The 18,313-nt window shown below is 72.7% G+C and carries 18 protein-coding genes; 11 read left to right on the top strand and 7 right to left on the bottom strand.

Going from position 1 to position 18,313, the window contains the following annotated elements; translation table 11 throughout:
- Positions 1-72 precede the first annotated feature (72 nt).
- The 4 genes from WMF45_RS00880 to WMF45_RS00865 all read left to right on the top strand — a co-directional run bounded on the left by WMF45_RS00880 (position 73) and on the right by WMF45_RS00865 (position 4,368).
- The gene (locus WMF45_RS00880) at positions 73-1,497 is read left to right on the top strand and encodes a M20 family metallopeptidase (RefSeq protein WP_437715084.1); all 1,425 of its coding nucleotides are present in this window, start codon (positions 73-75) and stop codon (positions 1,495-1,497) included.
- A gap of 140 nt (positions 1,498-1,637) precedes the next feature.
- Positions 1,638-2,321 (top strand): lamin tail domain-containing protein, encoded by a 684-nt coding sequence (locus WMF45_RS00875; RefSeq protein WP_437715083.1) that lies wholly within the window; start codon positions 1,638-1,640, stop codon positions 2,319-2,321.
- Positions 2,322-2,575: 254 nt separating this feature from the next.
- Positions 2,576-3,472 carry a hypothetical protein gene (locus tag WMF45_RS00870; RefSeq protein ID WP_437715082.1) on the top strand — a complete coding sequence of 299 codons (897 nt, stop codon included), beginning with the start codon at positions 2,576-2,578 and terminating at the stop codon, positions 3,470-3,472.
- A 128-nt stretch (positions 3,473-3,600) separates the two neighbouring features.
- A complete protein-coding gene (locus WMF45_RS00865) occupies positions 3,601-4,368 on the top strand; it encodes a thaumatin family protein (RefSeq protein ID WP_437715081.1) in 768 nt (255 codons plus the stop codon).
- 74 nt (positions 4,369-4,442) lie between these two features.
- On the opposite strand, the gene WMF45_RS00860 is transcribed toward WMF45_RS00865, so the two are convergent.
- The 3 genes from WMF45_RS00860 to WMF45_RS00850 form a co-directional block, all read right to left on the bottom strand.
- On the bottom strand, positions 4,443-5,018 hold the full coding sequence (locus tag WMF45_RS00860; RefSeq protein ID WP_437715080.1) for a hypothetical protein: 576 nt from the start codon (positions 5,016-5,018) through the stop codon (positions 4,443-4,445).
- A complete protein-coding gene (locus tag WMF45_RS00855) occupies positions 5,008-6,099 on the bottom strand; it encodes an AAA family ATPase (protein ID WP_437715079.1) in 1,092 nt (363 codons plus the stop codon). The genes WMF45_RS00860 and WMF45_RS00855 overlap by 11 nt, the downstream gene beginning before the upstream one ends.
- Before the next feature lie 229 nt (positions 6,100-6,328).
- Entirely contained in the window at positions 6,329-8,365 is a 2,037-nt protein-coding gene (locus WMF45_RS00850) for a hypothetical protein (RefSeq protein ID WP_437715078.1), read from the bottom strand.
- A 339-nt stretch (positions 8,366-8,704) separates the two neighbouring features.
- On the opposite strand from WMF45_RS00850, the gene WMF45_RS00845 reads away from it, so the two are divergent.
- Complete coding sequence (locus WMF45_RS00845) at positions 8,705-9,343, top strand: hypothetical protein (protein ID WP_437715077.1); 639 nt, start codon at positions 8,705-8,707, stop codon at positions 9,341-9,343.
- A gap of 271 nt (positions 9,344-9,614) precedes the next feature.
- Positions 9,615-10,331: a Uma2 family endonuclease gene (locus tag WMF45_RS00840; RefSeq protein ID WP_437715076.1), complete on the top strand. Its 717-nt coding sequence runs from the start codon at positions 9,615-9,617 to the stop codon at positions 10,329-10,331.
- Between the two features lie 266 nt (positions 10,332-10,597).
- On the opposite strand, the gene WMF45_RS00835 is transcribed toward WMF45_RS00840, so the two are convergent.
- From WMF45_RS00835 to WMF45_RS00820, 4 genes are read right to left on the bottom strand one after another with little or no spacing between them, the layout of a single operon-like run.
- On the bottom strand, positions 10,598-11,098 hold the full coding sequence (locus WMF45_RS00835) for a hypothetical protein (protein ID WP_437715075.1): 501 nt from the start codon (positions 11,096-11,098) through the stop codon (positions 10,598-10,600).
- Complete coding sequence (locus tag WMF45_RS00830) at positions 11,095-11,997, bottom strand: DUF692 domain-containing protein (RefSeq protein WP_437715074.1); 903 nt, start codon at positions 11,995-11,997, stop codon at positions 11,095-11,097. The genes WMF45_RS00835 and WMF45_RS00830 overlap by 4 nt, the downstream gene beginning before the upstream one ends.
- Positions 11,994-12,770 carry a hypothetical protein gene (locus tag WMF45_RS00825; protein ID WP_437715073.1) on the bottom strand — a complete coding sequence of 259 codons (777 nt, stop codon included), beginning with the start codon at positions 12,768-12,770 and terminating at the stop codon, positions 11,994-11,996. The genes WMF45_RS00830 and WMF45_RS00825 overlap by 4 nt, the downstream gene beginning before the upstream one ends.
- 2 nt (positions 12,771-12,772) lie before the next feature.
- Positions 12,773-13,681, bottom strand: coding sequence for a hypothetical protein (locus WMF45_RS00820; RefSeq protein ID WP_437715072.1), 909 nt, complete (start codon positions 13,679-13,681; stop codon positions 12,773-12,775).
- A 162-nt stretch (positions 13,682-13,843) separates the two neighbouring features.
- Between WMF45_RS00820 and WMF45_RS00815 the strand changes: the two genes are divergently transcribed.
- From WMF45_RS00815 to WMF45_RS00795, 5 genes are all read left to right on the top strand, one after another.
- Positions 13,844-14,098: a YdeI/OmpD-associated family protein gene (locus tag WMF45_RS00815; protein ID WP_437715071.1), complete on the top strand. Its 255-nt coding sequence runs from the start codon at positions 13,844-13,846 to the stop codon at positions 14,096-14,098.
- A complete protein-coding gene (locus WMF45_RS00810; protein ID WP_437715070.1) occupies positions 14,095-14,715 on the top strand; it encodes a hypothetical protein in 621 nt (206 codons plus the stop codon). The genes WMF45_RS00815 and WMF45_RS00810 overlap by 4 nt, the downstream gene beginning before the upstream one ends.
- Before the next feature lie 25 nt (positions 14,716-14,740).
- Complete coding sequence (locus WMF45_RS00805; protein WP_437715069.1) at positions 14,741-15,163, top strand: hypothetical protein; 423 nt, start codon at positions 14,741-14,743, stop codon at positions 15,161-15,163.
- Between the two features lie 88 nt (positions 15,164-15,251).
- Entirely contained in the window at positions 15,252-16,364 is a 1,113-nt protein-coding gene (locus tag WMF45_RS00800) for a hypothetical protein (RefSeq protein WP_437715068.1), read from the top strand.
- A 47-nt stretch (positions 16,365-16,411) separates the two neighbouring features.
- Positions 16,412-18,280 carry a hypothetical protein gene (locus tag WMF45_RS00795; RefSeq protein WP_437715067.1) on the top strand — a complete coding sequence of 623 codons (1,869 nt, stop codon included), beginning with the start codon at positions 16,412-16,414 and terminating at the stop codon, positions 18,278-18,280.
- The last annotated feature ends 33 nt before the right edge of the window (positions 18,281-18,313 follow it).

Below are 18,313 nucleotides of genomic sequence, written 5' to 3'. Positions count from 1 at the left end.
ACACCCACGTCGTGGGCGCTGTAGAGTCGGTCCCCGGAGATCGCCGCCGTCCTCAAGCCCCTGGAGAGGTTCATGCTGACGAAGCTCAACGAGCGTGAAGCCGTCGCGTCTTGCGAGCGCTGCTGGGAGCAGGAGATCGTCCCCGCGCTGCACGACTACATCCGCATCCCCAACAAGTCGCCCGCCTTCGACCCTGCCTGGCGCGAGAACGGCCACATGGACAGGGCGGCGTTGCTCATCGCGGCCTGGTGCGAGGCGCAGCCGATCCCCGGGCTCACGGTGGAGGTGGTGCGCATCGGGAACCGCACGCCGGTGATCCTGATGGAGGTGCCGGGCACGCGCGACGACACGGTGCTCCTCTACGGGCACCTCGACAAGCAGCCCGAGATGACGGGGTGGCGCGAGGGGCTCGGCCCCTGGGAGCCCGTGCGCGAGGGCGACAAGCTCTACGGCCGCGGGGGCGCCGACGACGGGTACTCGGCCTTCGCGTCGCTCGCGGCGCTGCGCCTGCTGCACGAGCAGGGGATCCCGCACGCGCGCTGCGTGATCCTCATCGAGGGCTGCGAGGAGAGCGGCAGCCCGGACCTGCCGGCCTACATCGACGCGCTCGCGGGGCGCATCGGCAAGCCGAGCCTCGTCGTGTGCCTCGACTCCGGCTGCGGCAACTACGACCAGCTCTGGACCACGACGTCGCTCCGCGGGCTGCTCCAGGGCACGCTCGACGTGAGCATCCTGCGCGAGGGCGTCCACTCGGGCGTGGGCAGCGGCGTCGTGCCCTCGAGCTTCCGGATCCTGCGGCAGCTCCTGTCGCGCATCGAGGACGAGCGGACCGGGCGCATCCTCGTGGACGCGCTCCACGTGCAGATCCCCGAGGAGCGCGCGGCGCAGGCGCGGGCCGCGGCCAACGTGCTGGGCGCGTCGGTCGTGGGCGAGCTGCCGTGGGTGAAGGGCGCGGGCCCGGTGACCGGCGACACGGCGGAGCTGCTGCTGAACCGCACCTGGCGCCCCGCGCTCTCCGTGACGGGCGCCGACGGCCTGCCGCCCATCGCCAGCGCGGGCAACGTGCTGCGCCCGTTCACGAGGGCGAAGCTCTCGATGCGCCTGCCGCCGCGCCTCGACCTGAAGAAGGCGGCGGCGGCCCTGAAGGAGGCCCTGGAGAAGGACCCGCCGTACGGCGCGGAGGTCCGGTTCCAGGTGAGCGAGCCGTCGTCCGGATGGGACGCGCCGGCGACGGCGCCCTGGCTCGAAGCGGCGGTGCGCAAGGCGTCGAAGACGTTCTTCGACCGGCCGGCGATGGGGATCGGCGAGGGCGGGACGATCCCGTTCATGGCGATGCTGGGAGAGAAGTTCCCGGAGGCGCAGTTCCTGATCACCGGCGTGCTCGGGCCGCAATCGAACGCGCACGGTCCGAACGAGTTTCTGCACCTCGGCATGGGGAAGAAGCTGACCTGCTGCGTGGCGAGCGTGATCGCGGAGCACGGGGCGCGGGCGCGCTGAGAGGCGCGGCCGCGCGCTTCGCAGACGCGCGCGGCCACGGCGGGGGCGGTCGCGAACGGGAGCCCGCGCGCGCCGCCCGTCGACACACGGTTGACACACCGCCGGGATCGCCGTGTGCTGCGGCCGAGGAGAACATCGTGATGGCACAATTTCGATATGCCGCGCTCTGCCTCGCTGCGCTCTGCGCGGCAGCCTGCGGTTCGAGCGAAGAGCCCGGGGACACGGGCACGCCGGGCACCGGCGGCGCGGGCGGCACGGGCGCGACCAGCACCTCCCAGAGCTCGAGCTCGAGCTCGAGCTCGAGCTCGAGCGGCGCGGGCGGCGACGGCCAAGGGGGGACGGGCGGCGGGACCGCGACGACGACCGTCGTGGTGAACGAGATCTCGGCCAAGGGCGGCGACTGGATCGAGCTCGGCAACCCGGGCCCGGGCTCGGCCGACCTCGGCGGGCTCGGTCTGTGCGACTCCGACGAGAGCGGGGAGTGCAACACGGCCGACGCGCTCAGGTTCCCCGAAGGCACGCAGCTCGCCCCGGGAGCGTACCTGCTCATCCTCGGCGACCAGCTGCCCGAGGACGGCCCTGGGCCCCACACCGCGTGCCTGCCGGACGGCGGCCCGAGCAGCTGCTTCTATGCGACCTGGAAGGTGAGCGCCTCCAGGGGCGAGACCGTCTACCTCATCTCCGAGAGCGACGAGGTGCTCGCCCGGCTCGAGTACCCGATGGAGGCGGCAGCCGATGGAGAGACGTGGGGCAGGTTGCCCGACCTGACCGGCGACGGCGCGGTCACGGCGCCGACCCCCGGAGCGGAGAACGCGGCGCCCTAGCTCCGCGCGCCGGAAATCCGGAGAGAGAGAGTGAACGCAAAGGCGCAAAGGCGCGAAGGCGCAAAAAGAAAAAAATGAGTACAGGGCATTTTTGCGTCTTTGCGCTCTTGGCGCCTTTGCGTTCAACTCTCTCTCTGCACCGAACCGCGATGCGCCTGTCACCGACGTCCGCGATCGAGATCCTCCGCTCCCCGCGGGCGCTGCCGCATCGCATTCTGGCGTCTCGTCCGGGCGGCGGGGCTGCACCAGGCGCCTTGGCGCGCTGGCTGGCGCCGGCGCTCTCGCTGCTCCTGTCGGCTTGCGGGGCATCGGATCCGCCGCCGGTGCGGGAGACGGGCTGCCCTCGTTGCACCGGGGCCGCGCGAATCGGCGCGCTCCCGCCGGGTGACATCGACGAGTGCTCCGGTGTCGTCGCCAGCGGGCTGCACCCGGACGTGCTCTATGTTCACAACGACCACGGCGATGACCCCCGGTTCTTCGCGATCGGGTTCGACGGCGCGCTGCGGGCCGAGGTGACCGTGGCCGGCGCGGCCGCGAACGACTGGGAGGACATCGCGCGCGGCCCCTGCCGCTCGGGCGGGGGCAGCTGCCTCTTCCTCGCGGACATCGGCGACAACGACGGCGAGCGCGACAGCTACACGATCTACGGCGTGCCGGAGCCGGACACGCTCGGAGGAGGGCCGCTCGCCTCGACCGCCGAGGTGTTCGTGCTCTCGTACCCCGACGGAGGCCACGACGCGGAGACGCTGCTCATTCACCCCACCACCGGAGCGCTCACCCTCGTGACGAAGGTCAACAAGGGCACCTCGAGCGTCTACGAGCTGCCAGCGCTGCCGGCCGCGGGCACACCTGCGACGCTCGTCCGGACGGGCTCCATCGAGCCGCCCGCCGGGAGCGCGCGCTTCACAAGCGGCGACGTCCACCCGGACGGCACAGGCGTGCTGCTGCGCACCTCATCCCACGTACTCTACTACCCCATGACACCGGATCAGACGGTGGCGCAGGCGCTGGCCGAACCCCCCTGCGTGCTGCCGTCGCCCGACGAGGAGCAGGCCGAGGCGATCACGTGGGTGCCCGGTGGATGGGACTACGTGACGGTCGGTGAAGGGAAAGAGGAGCCGATCCACCGCGTGTCCTGCCAGGCGCCCTGAGCGGCGCTCGAGGTCCCGAGTCCGCGCTGGTCATCGCTCGCGGCCCGACGAGGACACGGCTTCTCGGTGTACGAGGCTTTCTGTATCCTCATCCTCCTTCCACCACCGAGTCCGCAAGGAGGACCCTCATGTCGCAACACAGGAAGACCGCGGCCGCGCTGCTCGCCATGGCGCTGCTCGATGTCGGCTGCGCGTCCACCGAGCAGGACACGTCCTCCGGCGCGACGGGCGGCGGATCCACCTCGGTCAGCTCCGCGTCCAGCGCGAGCGGCGGAGCGTCGTCGAGCGAAGCCAGCAGCGCGTCGACAGGCCAGCCGCCGGTCAATCCGGGCGAGGTCGACTGCCGCACCCCCGGTGACGGGAAGTCCACCCTGGCCTTCGTCAACAAGTGCGACCAGCCGCTCCAGTTCCTGGGGAGCCTCATCGACGGCGGGGAGCTCGGCCCGGGGCAGTTCGCGTGCCGCGACGTGGGCACCAGCGAGGAGCCGCTGTCGTCCCTGCGCTACTGGGCGTATGCCGGGTCGGACCCCGGCGGCGGCCGGCACACGCTGGCCGAGATGACCCTCAACACCGATTTCAACGACTTCGATTGGTACAACATCAGCCACGTGGACGCGCATAACCTCCCGCTGGCGATCGTGCCCATCGGCCTGCCGGACTGCCGGACGCTTTCGTGCCCGACGAGCTTGCTCGCGGGGTGCCCGGAGGAAGGTCGCTACAAGGATGAAAGCGGCGCCACGATCTCCTGCGTGAGCCCTGATCGGGACGATCCAGCGAGCCCCGTGGCCATGTACTTCGAAGAGGCATGCAAAGACGCGTATTCATGGTCCGGGGATGATCAGGAGTCGATGGCCGCCTGCGCCGGGGAAGACTACGACATCGTGTTTTGCCCCTGACGTGCTCCCTCACGTCGCGTGTTGCACCCGCACGTCAGGGCCAGCCCACCGCGGATTGGCGCCGCAGTTCCTGATCACCGGCGTGCTCGATCCGCAATCGAACGCGCGGTCCGAACGAGAGGCGAGAATCCCAGCTGCAGCTTCTGCTCCTCCGCTCGCGCACGCTCGTCCTCGGTCGCCGGCTCGAAGCCGGCGATGTACCACGCCTCGATCTCCGGCTCGGGATAAGCGAGGACGATGCGAAACTCCCAATCACCGTGGCTCGCTGCCTGTTGAGCTCCGGCCAAGCGCCGCTTCCCGTCCGTGTCGCGGGCGATGAACACGACGTCAATGCGCTCGCCGCCGAGATGTGCGCGCTTCCAGAGAAGCAGCTGGGCCCGGATCATTCCGGCCTCGAGCTGGGCGGGCTCTCCGCCGAAATCCCCACGTATCGGCAGCCCGAGGCTGCGGGCATCGTGGAACGCATTCTTCAACGCCCAGTACGCGTGAACCTGGGTCGGCCCGCGCCACCCACGGAGCTCGTCCCGTGTCTCGGGCTGGAACCATTCAACCCTCCCTTCCAGCACGCGATCGGTCAACCGCGTTACCGCCGCATGGTGCCCGTTGTCCTCGGCCGCTAGCGCGAACCACAAGGTAGGCTCAGGCGGCATCGGCGCGTGCCTCCAGCCAATCCTCCCCAACGTAGCTCCAGAACTCGCCAGCCTTCAGCGTCCCCCTCCAATCGGTCCATTCCGGATGGTCCGTCAGCTTCCGGGCCTGCGTGAGCCCGTTTGCATCGCTGCGGAGCACGCGGACGTCCTCGGCGTCGAATAGGTCGAGCACATAGGGCGAATGTGTCGTGCAGACGAACTGGAGATCGGGCTGGCGCTCGAGCATCGACTTGATACACAGGACGAGCTGTTTCTGCGCCCTCGGGTGGAGCCCGCGATCGAAGTCGTCGAGCAACACGAGCCTCGGTACGGGCGGTTGATGAAGGACTGTGAGCAAGCCGATCGTCAGCAGGGTCCCTTCGCTCAAGAGGTCTGCCTCGATCAAAGCACCCGAGTCCATCTCCAGAGAGAACAAGCGCCCGAGGTCCTCCCCCTGTTCCGCCCGGCTCGCATGGAACCGCCGTACGCGGGGTACGATTTTGCGGAGATCTGCCTCGATGGCGTCGAGCGCCGGCGACCGCTGTTCGGCGAGCCACGCAAGCACAGCGGCGGTCCCGGCGCCGTCGTGCTCGACGCGCGGCCGCGCGGCGTCCTTCGCGAAGCCCGCCACCTTGCTCGCGTCGAGCCGAAGGCGGACCACGTGGCCAAACCGACGGCGGTCGAGCTCGCGGAAGAACGTCTCCGCCTTCATGACATCCGCGGGCAGCACGATGCTCTCGATCTCGGACCCATGGAGGAACTCGACGATGAAGCGATCTCGTGAATCGTCGGAACCCGGCTCGATGCGGACGGCGAGAGCGGTCGCGCCTGCGGTGCTCCCCTCGATCCGCAAGGGCCCTTCCTGGCCCCGGGTCCGGAGGCGTGCGGGACTAGAGGCGCGCGAGAACACGATACCTGCTCGGTTCGTCAATGGATCCGGCTTATAGGCGCGGGGCGCGCCGAGCTGGCAGAGCAGATGCAGCCCGTCGAGCACGCTGCTCTTCCCGGACGCGTTGGCGCCCACCAGGAGCGTCATCCGGCCGAGCTCGATGGTAACGTCCGCAAGGCACTTGAAGGACGTGAAATGCACGGCGTCGAACATCGCGAGCGAGCCTACCACGTCATCGAGAAGGAGGACGACGGAAGGCTTTTGACGCGCCTCTCCGATGTCGTCTCCAGGAGGACCGGACGCCGGACGTGCCCGCGGCAGAGCGCTTCAAGCTGGAGCCGTTCGAGCTGGACAGTTCGAGCGGCCCCTGAACCCCGGCGCCCTCGTCCGGAGCGCTCACCGTCGGGCGCGCGCACTGCGGGCGCGGCGACGCACCAGACGCTCACGGCACCGCGTGGCCGTCCACCCGGAGCTGGAACAGGAAGTACGGCGGGATGCAGGCGCCCTCGCCCGAGCTCGTCCTGGCGCACACGTAGTCCTCGCGGCAGGGCGCGTCGCTCGAGCAGCGGCGCAGGCCCGCGGGCGTGACGTGGCGGCTCAGGCACTCGGTGAACACCGTCCCGCGGGCGAGGCAGCGGTTGAACGGGTCGAGCACGGCGATGGCGCCGCAGACGCCCTCCTCCGGGAGCGCGACGCAGCTGCTCGTGCACATGCCGCCGGGGAACCCGACGGGGCTCGTGTTGCACACCGCCGCGAGCGGGCACGCCCCCGGCTGCGCCGCCGCAGCGCGATCGCGGTGCGGGTCGGCGTGGGGGACGACGGCGCCGACCTGGCACGGGTCGCCGACCTCCGGCGCCGCCGGCAAGCAGACGCCGACGGTCGCGCGGTCCTCCTGAGGGGCGTCGTACGCGGAGCACACGAGCCCTTCCGCGCAGGTCCAGCCGGCGAAGCTCGGGTCGCCCAGCCCGCAGCGCGCGCCGTACCCGCCGCGCGCGCCGTCGCCTCGCTCCGGATACGGCACCTCGTCGTCCGGGGCGGCGCCCCGAGCGATGGCCTCGACAACCGCCCGCCGGCGCGGGAGATCGCCCGCGAGGTGCGCGGACTCGACGGTGAACAGCGCGTCGTGAACGCGGCCGGGGGGCTCCTGCCCGAGCAGGTGGAAGCCGGCGACGGACCCGCTCTGGTGGCACCCGGGGCAGGTCATCTGGTCGAGCCGCCGGAGCAGCCCCTCCGGCGAGCGGACGCGCGAGAGGCCGCCGAAGTCGACGCCTGCGAAGTCGCGGGGCTCGAACAGGACGCGGAAGGGCCGGTTGGCGCGGCGCGCGAGCCCGTGGGGCGTCGCCGACAGCGCCTTCGTGGCGAGGAACTCCCCGGGCAGGAGCGCCGTGCCCTCGTCGAGGCGCGCGAGGTTCTCGGGGGCCGATAGCCACGCGCGCAGCCGCTCGCGCCGCGCCGGGTCGCGCGAGAGCCGGGCGACGTCGGGGGTGTTCTCGAGGGCGAGCGGCGCGTAGCGCCCGGCGCGGGCGTCCCAGCGGAAGGCGCGGAGCACGTACTCCGCGTGCCCGCCGAGATCCGGGCGCACGGTCGAGGGCCAGCGGACGCTCTGCAGGTTCACGACGAGCCGCGCGAGGTGCGCGCGATCGGCGGCGCCCGGGGCAAGCGGGCCCTCGGGCGAGGTGAGAAAGCGGAAGAGATCCGGCCCGGAGAGCGCGCCGGCGCGCGACCAGGCCTGCGCGAGCCGGCGGCACGCGCGAGCATCGCCGGCGGGCGCGAGCAGCTCGAACGACGCGGTCATCGGGAGGCGCGAGGCGGCGGCGGGGGCCCGCGTGGCGACGGAGGCGCCCGCAGCGGACGTGGCGCCCGCCGCGACGGCCGGGGTCTTCGTGGCATAGGCCAGCCGGTACACGAGGCGGGTCTCTCCACAGGCGGAGGCGTCGAACGGGCGGCGATCCATCCGGTTCACCACGCCGATGAGCTCGAAGCGGGCGCCCTCGGCCGAGAGCCACCGCTCGTCGAAGAGGCGGTGCGCGTGGCGCGCGATGCTCGTCCCGCTCCTCGGATCGGCGCGCTGGACCTGCCGCAGGTCCTCGGCGAGCACGCGCGCGATCGAGGCGAGCTCGGCGGTGCGGGAGAGCGCGGAGAGCGAGGCCGGCGCGCGCGGCGCGCCCGTGAGCACCGAGCCGAAATCGAGCCCCGCGGCCTCGAGCCCGGCGAGCACGGCAGGGTCCGTGAGGAGCAGGAGAGGCCGCGCTTGCGGCGGGGTTCCCTGCGGCGCGGCGGCGGGCTGCGGCCCTCCCGCAGCAAGGCCGCCGGAAGCGGCCGGAGAGGACGGCGCGGCGGACGGCTGCCCCCCTGCCCTCCCGACATCCTGGCGCGACGCGGAGGGGCGTTCGGACGACCACCACGAGCACCCGGCAATGCCGGTGCCGGCCACCAGCGCGGCGAGGGCGAGGGCGCGACGGAGGCCGCGGGCGTCCATGCGGCGAGGCTACACCGAAGCGCGCGGCAGCGCTGAACGGGACCCAGGTCCAGTTCTCCGGGGCAGGAGGCATCAGGGGTGCCTGAATGAGGAAGTGAACACCCTCCGGAGGCCCTGGGGGTGCCATGGCCAACTTCGGCACAAGGCGACACGAACCTCGCGCGCCAGATGGAGAAACAACAGCAATCGCGGCACAACGCGCCTGGCGTGGGCTTTGCCTGGGGCGAACGTATGCCACACCAATCGTCGATGCGAAGATCATGGGCTGCTGTCACCGGCGCGCTGCTGACGGCCGCACTGCTCGCGGCGTGCGACGCTGTCACCGTTGTTGAGGATACCTTGAGTTCCACGTCGACGGCCGGCGCCAGCGGGAGCTCCGGCTCGGCCGGCGCCAGCGGGAGCTCCGGCTCGGCCGGCGCCAGCGGGAGCTCCGGCTCGGCCGGCGCCAGCGGGAGCTCCGGCTCGGCCGGCGCCAGCGGGAGCTCCGGCTCGGGGACAGCTGGTGAGGCGTGCGGGATGAATGGGCCTTGCGCGCCGGGATCGCATTGCCTGTTCGGCGACCTTGCGTGCGGGACGAGCCCGCCCAACGACGTCTGCCCGGCGGAGTACTGTGCTGTGCCCAGTTCATGCAGCGGCCTGGGCGGTCCACCTGCCTGCGGCTGCGACGGCAAGATCTACGACAACGCGTGTCTCGCGGACTCCGCCGGCGTGGGCACGTCGATCCTCGGAAACTGTGGGCCCGCGCCGCAAGGTCGCTTCGCGTGCGGCGATGTGTTCTGCGAGAAGGCGGCTCAAATATGTGTTGAGAACGTTCCCGACGGCTGCGCGTTCACCCGGTACGAGTGCCGCGACCTGCCCCAGGGCTGCGGCAGTGCCAGCTGCAATGAGTGCGTCGACGCGTCGAACGAGTGCCTCGATGTCCTCCATTGCCTCGCGGACGCGAACGGCGACATCACCGTCACGTGCGCCACCTTCTGACCTCGACGACGAGCGTGTTCGCGCCGCCGGTGCAGCGCACGGACGCTCTCCTCGCAGAGATGGTCCGCCGCGGGCCTCCCCTGCCCCGCCGCGGGCCTACGCTGCCCCGCCCACGGGCCTCCCCTACTCCGCCACGGCCCTCCCCTGCCCCGCCGCGCTGCCAGGCTACACCGGCGCGCGCCGCAACGAACTCGCGGCGATCTTGACGAAGCGAGCAAACCGAGCCGCGTCGCGGTCGACGTACACACACGGCGTGTGGATACTGTCCCCCATGCAGCACGCCGCGCTCGCGCGCCGGCTCCGCCACGTTCGCGCGCCTTCCCCGCTCCACTTCCCGGAAGAGGCCCTCGTGCCGGAGACCAAGCGCCACCTCGAGATCAGGACCCTGCTCTATGTCGTGCTCAAGACCTTCGCGGATCGCGCGTCGATCGGATCCGACCAGTTCGTCTACTGGTCCGCGTCGGATCCGAGCCGGTGTCTGGCGCCGGACGCCTTTGTCCGGCTCGGCACCCCTGACACGCCGTTCGGCTCCTGGAAGACGTGGGAGCGCGGTGCCCCTGAGCTCGCCGTCGAGATCGTGAGCGAGCACGACGCGGATCCGCAGACGTGGGCCGACAAGCTCCGCAAGTACCACGAGCTCGGCGTGCTGGAGCTCGTCGCGTTCGATCCTGACGCCGCGCCAGGAGAGCGGCTGCGGGTCTGGGATCGCATCGACGACGATCTGGTCGAGCGCGTCGTCGAAGGGGAACGCAGCCCGTGCACCGTGCTCGATCTGCACTGGGTCGTCGTCCCTGCCGCAGGCCAGCCGGCGGCGCTTCGTCTCGCCCGCACCCCCGACGGGGCGGAGCTCGTCCCGACCCCCGAAGAGGCGGAGCGACGCCGTGCCGAGGCGGAGCGACGCCGCGCCGAGGCAGAGCAGGCCGCCCACGCGACGGCGGAGCGGCGCATCGCCGAGCTCGAGGCCGAGCTGCGCCGACGAGGCGGCTGACCCCGTCGGCATCCGCCGGGTCAACTTCGCCATCTCCGACGAGGCCACCCCTCCACCGCCGTGGTCGCCGCAGAGGTCGAAGCCAACGCGAGCCGCCGGTTCGGGACGCGGCAGGAAGCGCTGCTGACGCCCGGCAGGGGGGAGGGCACGCGCTGCCGACACCCGGCAGCGACGAGGGGACGCGCTGCTGACACCCGGCAGGGGGGAGGGCACGCGCTGCCGACACCCGGTAGGGGTGCGAGGAAGCGCTGCTGGTGCCCACCAGGTCATCGGGCGCGCGCAGGCCCGAAGCGAGCCTCGATCCAGCGGCGGAAGAGGCGGGCCTCGCCCGGCGGGAAGAAGGCCGTGGGCGGCACCTCGGCGTGGTAGCGCCGGAACGCGGCGCTGAAGTCCGCAGGATCGCGGTCGAACCACGCCTCCGCCTCGGGCGAGCCGCGCAGGAGCCGCTCGAAGCGCAGCCGCGCCACGAGCAGCGCCGACATCCTCACGCCGTCCTCGTCCGCGCCGAGCAGCGCCTTCCGGAGCGCGGGCGGCAGCGCCGGATCCTCGGCCGCGGCGCGCAGCGCGGCCACGGGATCCTCGGCGGTCATCGCGCGGGCCACGAGCGCTTCGTAACGCGCGTGCGCCTGCGCCCCGGTCAGCCGCGCCGGCCGCGCCGCCGCGCCCTCCCCTGCCCTGCCACGGGCCTCCCCTGCCCCGCCGCGGGCCTCCCCTGCCCCGCCACGCGCCGCGCGCCCCGCTGACCTGCCGCCGGCCGCGCGCGTCACCTGCGCCTCCCGCGCCGGCCGAGCGCGCGCCGCGCGCGGCGGAGCTCCTCCCGCACGGCGGCCGCGTCGTCCGCGCCGTGCACCGTGCCCTCCATGCGCTCCAGGGTCACCCCGCGCAGGTTCGGGCAGCGCGGCGCGACCTCGTCCAGGAGGCGCCACACCGGCTCCGGCACGGCGTCGTCGTGGCCGTCGAGCCGCAACACCCGGCCCGAAGGCAGCCAGCCCGGATCGCTGGGGCCGCCGCCGGAGAGGTGGATCTCGATCACCCGGCCCAGATCGAGCCGCGCCACGTACTCGGCCGGATCGAAGCCGAAGTTCTCCGCCATGGTGTGCACGTTGTGCAGGTCGAGCAGCAGGTGCGTCCGCGGCGCCCTCAGGATGCGCTCGAGGAAGCGCGGCTCGTCCAGCGGATCGCCGAGGACGAAGTAGCTGACGCTGTTCTCGACGCCGACGTCCTCCACGACGTCCTGCATCGCCCGGAGCGCGCGGCGGGCGACCGCGGCGCCGTGCGCGCTCATGGGCATCGGGAGCGGCAGCCCGGTCGAGAGCCCGGCGGGCGCGCTGATCCCGAGGTGATCGGTGTACCAGCGGAACCGGAAGATCGCGTGGTCGCGCCGGAGGGCCGCGCGCCAGCGGGCGCGCCGGCCCGCGTCGGCGGCCGAGGCGCCGCCGAGCGACCAGCCCACGCCGTGGGCGACGAACGGCCGGTCCGACCGGCGCGCGAGCTCGGCGAAGCGGCGGTGAAAGCCGTTCTCCTGGAGATCGGCCTCGGCGGCGTCCGGCACGCGCCAGAGCGTCTCGGGCGCCACCTCGTAGTAGTCGGCGTCGCGCAGGATCACCTCGGCCAGCAGCTCGAGGAACGCCGCGTCGGGCTGGAGCGTGAGGCCGACCGGGATCAACGCGTGGATGCCCCGCGCCCGTCGACCGAGAAGAAGTACAGGAAGCGCCGTGACTTGGAGGGCACGTGCCCCATGCCGCAGGCCATGAGCCCGCTGTCCTTGGCCCCCTCGACGTCGATCCCGCAGCCGCTGGCGATCGCCCAGCGCGCGCCCGCGGGCGGCGCCTTCACGAGCCGCGCGCGCACGCTCGCGGCCCGGGCCTCCACGTTGCCCGCGCCGGCGCCAAGGCCCTTCCGGAGCAGCGCCCCGAGCGCGCCGATCCGCTGCGCGGCGATCGTGTCGTCGTGCTTCAGCTGCTCCTCCCGGCCACCGGCCGCCATGCGGCGCATTGCGTCGTAGCTCGGGAGCGCGACGTCGAGCTGCGTCGCGACGACAGGCACCTTGTCGGTCCTGACGGCCACCATCAGCGGCTCTCCGTTGCCGGCGCCGGGCACGAGCTTCTTCAGATCGGCCATGGTCGCGCAGACGACCTCGACGCCCGCGAGCGGCGCGAGATCCCCGTCCGCGCCGAAGTTGAGCAGCTCGCCGAACGCGTGGCCGCGCTCCCACTTGGCGCTGTCGTCGGCGGGGATGACGAAGACGAGCAGCGCCCTGCTCGCCTGCCGGGCACGGCGGAACGCGGCCGAGACCTGGACCAGCGACCCCGCGGCGGCCACCGGCTTGCCCGTCTCGTCGCACGCGGCGCCGTCGCCGAACGCGTCGCGGATGAACGCGGGCCACGCGGTGGCCGCGAGCCCTGCTGCAGTCGCTCCCAGCAAATGCCTGCGCTTCATGGTCACTCCTCACCGCCGTTCCCGAGCAGCTCGCTCTCCACCTCGCCGCGCCCCGAGGGCTCGGGCGCGAGCGGCGCGAAGGCCTCCCAGCCCGGCCGCACCAGCCTATCCCGATCCCGGCCCAGCACGATCGGCGCCGCCCCCGCGGATCGCAGCATCACGCGATCACCCGCGGCCGAGTACTCGCCCGTCGCGACGACCTCGCCGGAGCAGCGGTCCTCGAGCGTGAAGCCCCCGGACGCGTCCAGGAGGAGCGTCCGCAGCCCCGCGGCGTAGAGGCCGACCAGCTCTGCCTCCGCGCTGCCAGGCTCCAGCGCGCCGCCTCCGGCGGCCGCAGGCACCGCGGCGAGCGCGTCCAGGGCGTCCTGCGCCGCCGAGGGCGCGAACGCGGCAGGATCGCCCGGCTCGCGCTGCGCGTCGGGCAGGGCCTCGATCACGCCCTCGGGCGGATCGAGGAAGGAGCCGCGCTCCAGCAGATCCGGCGCTGTGAGCGTCCACATGCCGTCGCGGCGCCGGGAGATCTCGCCGCCGACGAGCGCCGCGAGCGCCGCCGCGGCCGCTTTGCTCGCGTGCAGCGTCAGGCGGTCGTCCCGCGCCTCCTCCCCCAGCGCGAGCCATCGGATCTCGCCCTCGGCGCCGCGGACGTGCGCGAGCATGCCCCCGCGCAGCGCGATCCGCTCCGCGCCCTCCGGGCCGCGCAGCACGGCCGTCTCGTCCACGTCGAGGGCGACCGGCAGGATCGGCGCCCCTTGCCAGCCGTCGCTGGTCACGGTCCAGCGAGCGCGCGCCGCGGGATCGAGCAGCACGTACGCGGTCGTGTCCGGAGCGTCGATCGGCTGGGCACACCCGGCGGAGAGCAGCGCCGGACAAAGAAGGGAGAACGCAAGGAAGAGACCACGACGTCTGGGCATCGGGCGGAACCTCCGGGGAGCTGAGACGCCCCACCGCGGCGAAAGTTTCATCGACCACGAGGGCCGCGCCCAGCCCGTGATCGCCCGGGACGAGCCCCGAGCGGCGAGGGGCGCGACCCTCCGCTTCACCTCCACGCCGTGCATCGGTATAACGAGGAAGCCATGAGCGCCGACCCATCAGGCCTGAGACGGCCCAGGCACCCGATCCCCGATTTCGTCGAGACCGCGCTGAACGAGCGTGGCCTGATGAATGCTTACAAGGCGCGCCCTGCCTACCAGCAAAACGATTATATCGGGTGGATCATTCAGGCGAAGCGGCAGGACACCAGGGAGAAGCGCCTCCGCCAGATGCTGGATGAGCTCGAAGCCGGCGGTGTTTACATGAACATGAAGCATCCGGCATCGGAGAAGACGTGAGCTATCCCGCGGGAGGGAACAGCGAGTCCATCTTGGCCTACGTGTTCTGGCACTGGAGGCAACCACAGGCCGCCGCGGGCGAGTACGAGCGCCGGCAGCGCGCCTTCCACGCGGCGCTCGCCCGAGCGCCCGCGCCGGGCTTTCTCCGGTCGTTCAGCGTCGGGCTCTCCGGGGCCCCGTGGGCGGCCGGCGGCGGCGACGTCTACGAGGACTGGTACCTCGTGCACGATTTCGGTGCGCTCGGCGCCTTGAACGAGGCCGCGGTCTCCGCCAGCCGCTCGGCGCCGCACGACGCGGCGGCCGCGCTCGCCGGCGGCGGGGCCGGGGGCCTGTATCGCCTGCGGGGCGGGGTTGCGCTGAACGCGCCCGGCCACGCCCACTGGTTCGGCAAGCCCGACGGCGTGTCCTACGGTGAGCTGTTCGCCCGGCTCACGCCGATCCTGGAGCAAGCGAGCGCCGGCCTGTGGATGCGGCAGATGGTGCTCGGGCCCGGCCGGGAGTTCTGCTTGCACGCGCCGAACTCTGTATCGCTGCCCGCTCCGTTCGATGCGCTCGTCCTCCCGCTCCGGCCGGCCTGGCCGGCGCTCGACGACACGGGCATGACCCCGGCGCGCTGAGGCCCGCGCCCCGCTCTATCATATCATGGTGATCGACCTCGCGTTCGTCCCCGGCTTCTCCGCGTCGCTCGCCGGCTGGGAGGCCACGCTGCGCGTGAGCGGCCATGGCGCGGTGAGGTGCCACTGGATCGGGCCGTCGGGCCCCGAGGAGCGAACCGGGACACGCCACGATCTCTCGCTGACCCCGGAAGCCTTCGAGAGGCTCAGCGGCGCGCTCCGCGAGCTCCCCGAGGAGCTCCAGCGGTGGGCGCTCGACGACGCTCCTGTCCGGCACATCCGGAGCCGCACCGGAGATGGGCTCATCGAACGTCGCCGGTCGGTATCGAGGAGGGCCGCGACGCCGCTCGAGGCGGCGTTCGATCGCGTCTGGCTCGAGCTCTTCTCCCTCGTGCGGCCGGCCCTTGTCGACCTCGGCATGCCCGAGTCGCTCATCGCGCTGGCCCGCTGATACGACAGCGCCCGACAGCAGCGAACAGCACGAGCGCTCCGAGGCAGGCTTGCCGACGTGCTCCCGCGTTCCGTGTACACTAAGCGCCATGAACCGCTTCCTGCTGATGAGTGTGCTTGCTTTGTCCGCGTGTAGCCCCGAAGCTCGGGACTTCGCTCCTGGGAGCTCCGACGCCACGAGCTCGGGGACCTCCGGCGGGGGCGGAGGCGTCGCCGTGGCCGCGGCGGGGACCGGAGGCGACGACGCGCCCGGCTGCGAGGATGGCCTGTCCTTCTGCGCCGGCGCCTGCGCGGACAGGACCTCCGATCCGGAGCACTGCGGCGCTTGCGGCCATTATTGCCTGGGAGCGCCGTGCGTGGCGTCGCGCTGCCAGCCCCTCCTCCTGGCGTCGGGCGGCGTCGAGCCGACCGACATCGCGGTCGACGAAACCACGGCGTACTGGGTCGATCCCGTCGCTCGACAGGTGATGACGGTGCCTGTCCGCGGCGGCAATGCGGAGTTCCTCTTCATGGGAGACCCCCCCTTCGCCCCCCAGAGCATCACGCTCGACCCCTCCGGCCAGATCTATTTCACCGACTCAGGCCTCGAGATCATCATGATGGCGACGTACGAGGGCGATTCCACGGTCCTCGCGGACGGGCAGACATACCCCATGGGCATCGCGGTCGACGCCGAGAACGTCTACTGGACGAGCGCCGACCAGGGCACCGTCATGAAGGTGCCCGTCGCGGGCGGCTCCCCGGTCGCGCTCGCGGAGGGGCAAGACTCGCCGCTCGGCATCGCCGTCGACGCGACCCACGTCTACTGGGTGAACGAAGGAGGCACGGTGATGAAGGTGCCTGTCGCGGGCGGCGCCCCCAGCGCGATCGCGGACGGGCAGATCAAGCCGCAGGACATCGCCGTGGACGCCGCCGCCGTCTACTGGACCAACGACGGAGGCACCGTGATGAAGGCTCCGCTCCAGGGCGGCCCCCCCTTCGCGCTCGCGGAGGGGCAGCGCAACCCGCGGAAGCTCGCGATCGACGCCGAGAGCGTGTACTGGACGAACGATGACGGCACCGTGAAGAGGGTGCCCATCGGAGGCGGCGATCCCGAGACGCTCGCGACGGGGCAAGATCATCCGCTGGGCATCACCGTGGACGCGACAAGCGTCTACTGGACGAACAGCGCCGCGGGTACGGTGATGAAGCTCCCGAAGTGACACCCCGCTTGCCAGGGGCCCGGTTCGAGCGCGACGATCGGCGCCTCATGAAGCGCGCCGCCCTCCTCCCGATCGCCCTCGTCACCGCGTGCGCCGGCGCCCCGGCTCCCCAGCGTGCTCCCGTCGTGCCGCTGCCCGCGGCGCCGCGCCCGGCCGTCGCCGCGCCCGCGGTCGTGGCGGCGCAGCCCGCGAACGCGCCGGCGGAGCTCGCCTTCGTGCTGAGGATCGCCCATCCGAAGCGGACCTGGGCCAACGCCGCGCAGCTCGTGCCGAGCAGCGCGCTCGTGTTCACCTTGGGCTCGACGGAACCCACGAGCGTGCTCGAGGGAGCGGTGGGCCCGGACCTCGCCGGGATCGTCGATCTGGAAAGGCCGATGGACGTCGCCTTCCTGGGCACCACGGGCGCTCACGCCGTTGCCTCCCTGTCGGTCGCGGAACAGGAGGTGCCGCGGCTGGCCGATCGCTTCGTGCTCAAGGAGCTCCAGGAGCACCCGGGCCTGTTGCGCGTCGAGCGCGCGCGCAACGCCGATCCCGACGAGGAGGCGCCGCCCTGGGCCTGCGCCTTCGATCCGGGCGAGCGGCGGAACGGCGCGCGCCTGCTCTGCGGCGAGGACGTGGAGGACATCGAGGCCGCCGCGGCCTACCTCGTCCAGGTCGTGGGCCGGGAGCCGCTCGACGCGGACGCGCGGATCGAGCTCTCGGAGCGGACCCTTCGCCAGGCCGTGGAGGAGGCGAGCGCCGCGGGCGACGAGGACGAGGACGACGGCCGCGCGGGGGCGCTGGGCGAGGAGCTCGCCGCGGGGTTCCTGCGCGACATCGAGGGGCTGAACGTCGACCTCACGTGGGGCCGCGCGGACGTCGATGTCGGCCTCACGGTGCGCTTCGCGAGCCGGCGCTCGCCCCTCACGCTGGCCCTCGCGCCGGCCGCCGCGCAGGACGCCGCGCCGCCGCCGGCGTTCTTCCGCCTCCCGGCCGACACGGCGGTCGCGTTCCACACGCAGGGCGCGTCGCGCGCCGAGCTGGCCCCGCTGCGGGAGGCCGTCTTCAAGGCGCTGCGCGACGACATGATCGACGACGGCTACGACGGGGCGCGGCTCGATCAGTTCCTCGATCGCCTCGGCACCCTGGCCCTCACGGGCGGCCCCCTCGTCGTCGGCGCGGGCGCGAACGGCGCGGCGGCGGAGAAGGCGCTCGCGGCCTACCAGCGCGACAAGGGCGCGCCGCGCGCGCGAAAGGCGGCGCGCCTCGCGCTCCAGGGGTGGGTGCTGGCCTCGGTCGAGGAGCCGGCGCAGACCTGGATCTCGGGGGTGAAGGAGCTCCTCCAGCGCGGCGATGAGCTCGACAGGTTCAAGCGGAGCGCGCCGAAGGACGGCGCTCGCAAGGGCGACGACGACAAGCAGAACACGACGCACGCGATCGTCCGCGCGCCCGCCTCGCTTCCCGCGGGGACGCTCCACGTCGAGCTCCGCTCCAAGCCGCTCACGAAGGACGCCCCGCCCGCGCACACGACCCACCTCTATGTCGTCCCCGCCGGCCAGCGGACGTGGCTCGGGATCAGCGAGGACGACGCCGCCCTTGTGGCTCGGCTGCGCGTCGCGGCGGATCCGAGGCGCGACGAGGGCACGCTCGGCGCGGCGCCGGACATGGACGTGCTGCGGAGGCGCGGGACGCTGGCCGGCGGGCTCTTCTCGCTGGTCGGCTTGACGCTGCTCGCGGCGAACGGCGACACGCCCGAGGCGCTGGACGAGGCCGCCAGGGACCTCGCCGCGCTCGCGGCGCTGCCGGCGCGCGGCGGGGTCGCCGTCCCGCTCGCCGTCACCTCCGAGGTGCTCGGATCCGGCGCGGCCCGCGTCGACGTCCGCGTACGGCTGACCCACGCCGGGATCCAGGACGCGATCGCGCTCCTCGCCCGCTGACGTCGACCCACCGCGCGAGAGTCCCGGACCGCG

Origin of the sequence: Sorangium sp. So ce448, assembly GCF_051520915.1 — a bacterium.
In the GTDB taxonomy this organism is placed as follows: Bacteria; Myxococcota_A; Polyangia; order Polyangiales; family Polyangiaceae; genus Sorangium; species Sorangium cellulosum_B.
Note: the sequence above shows the minus strand (reverse complement) of the source record. Positions and strands in the feature narration are given on the sequence as shown.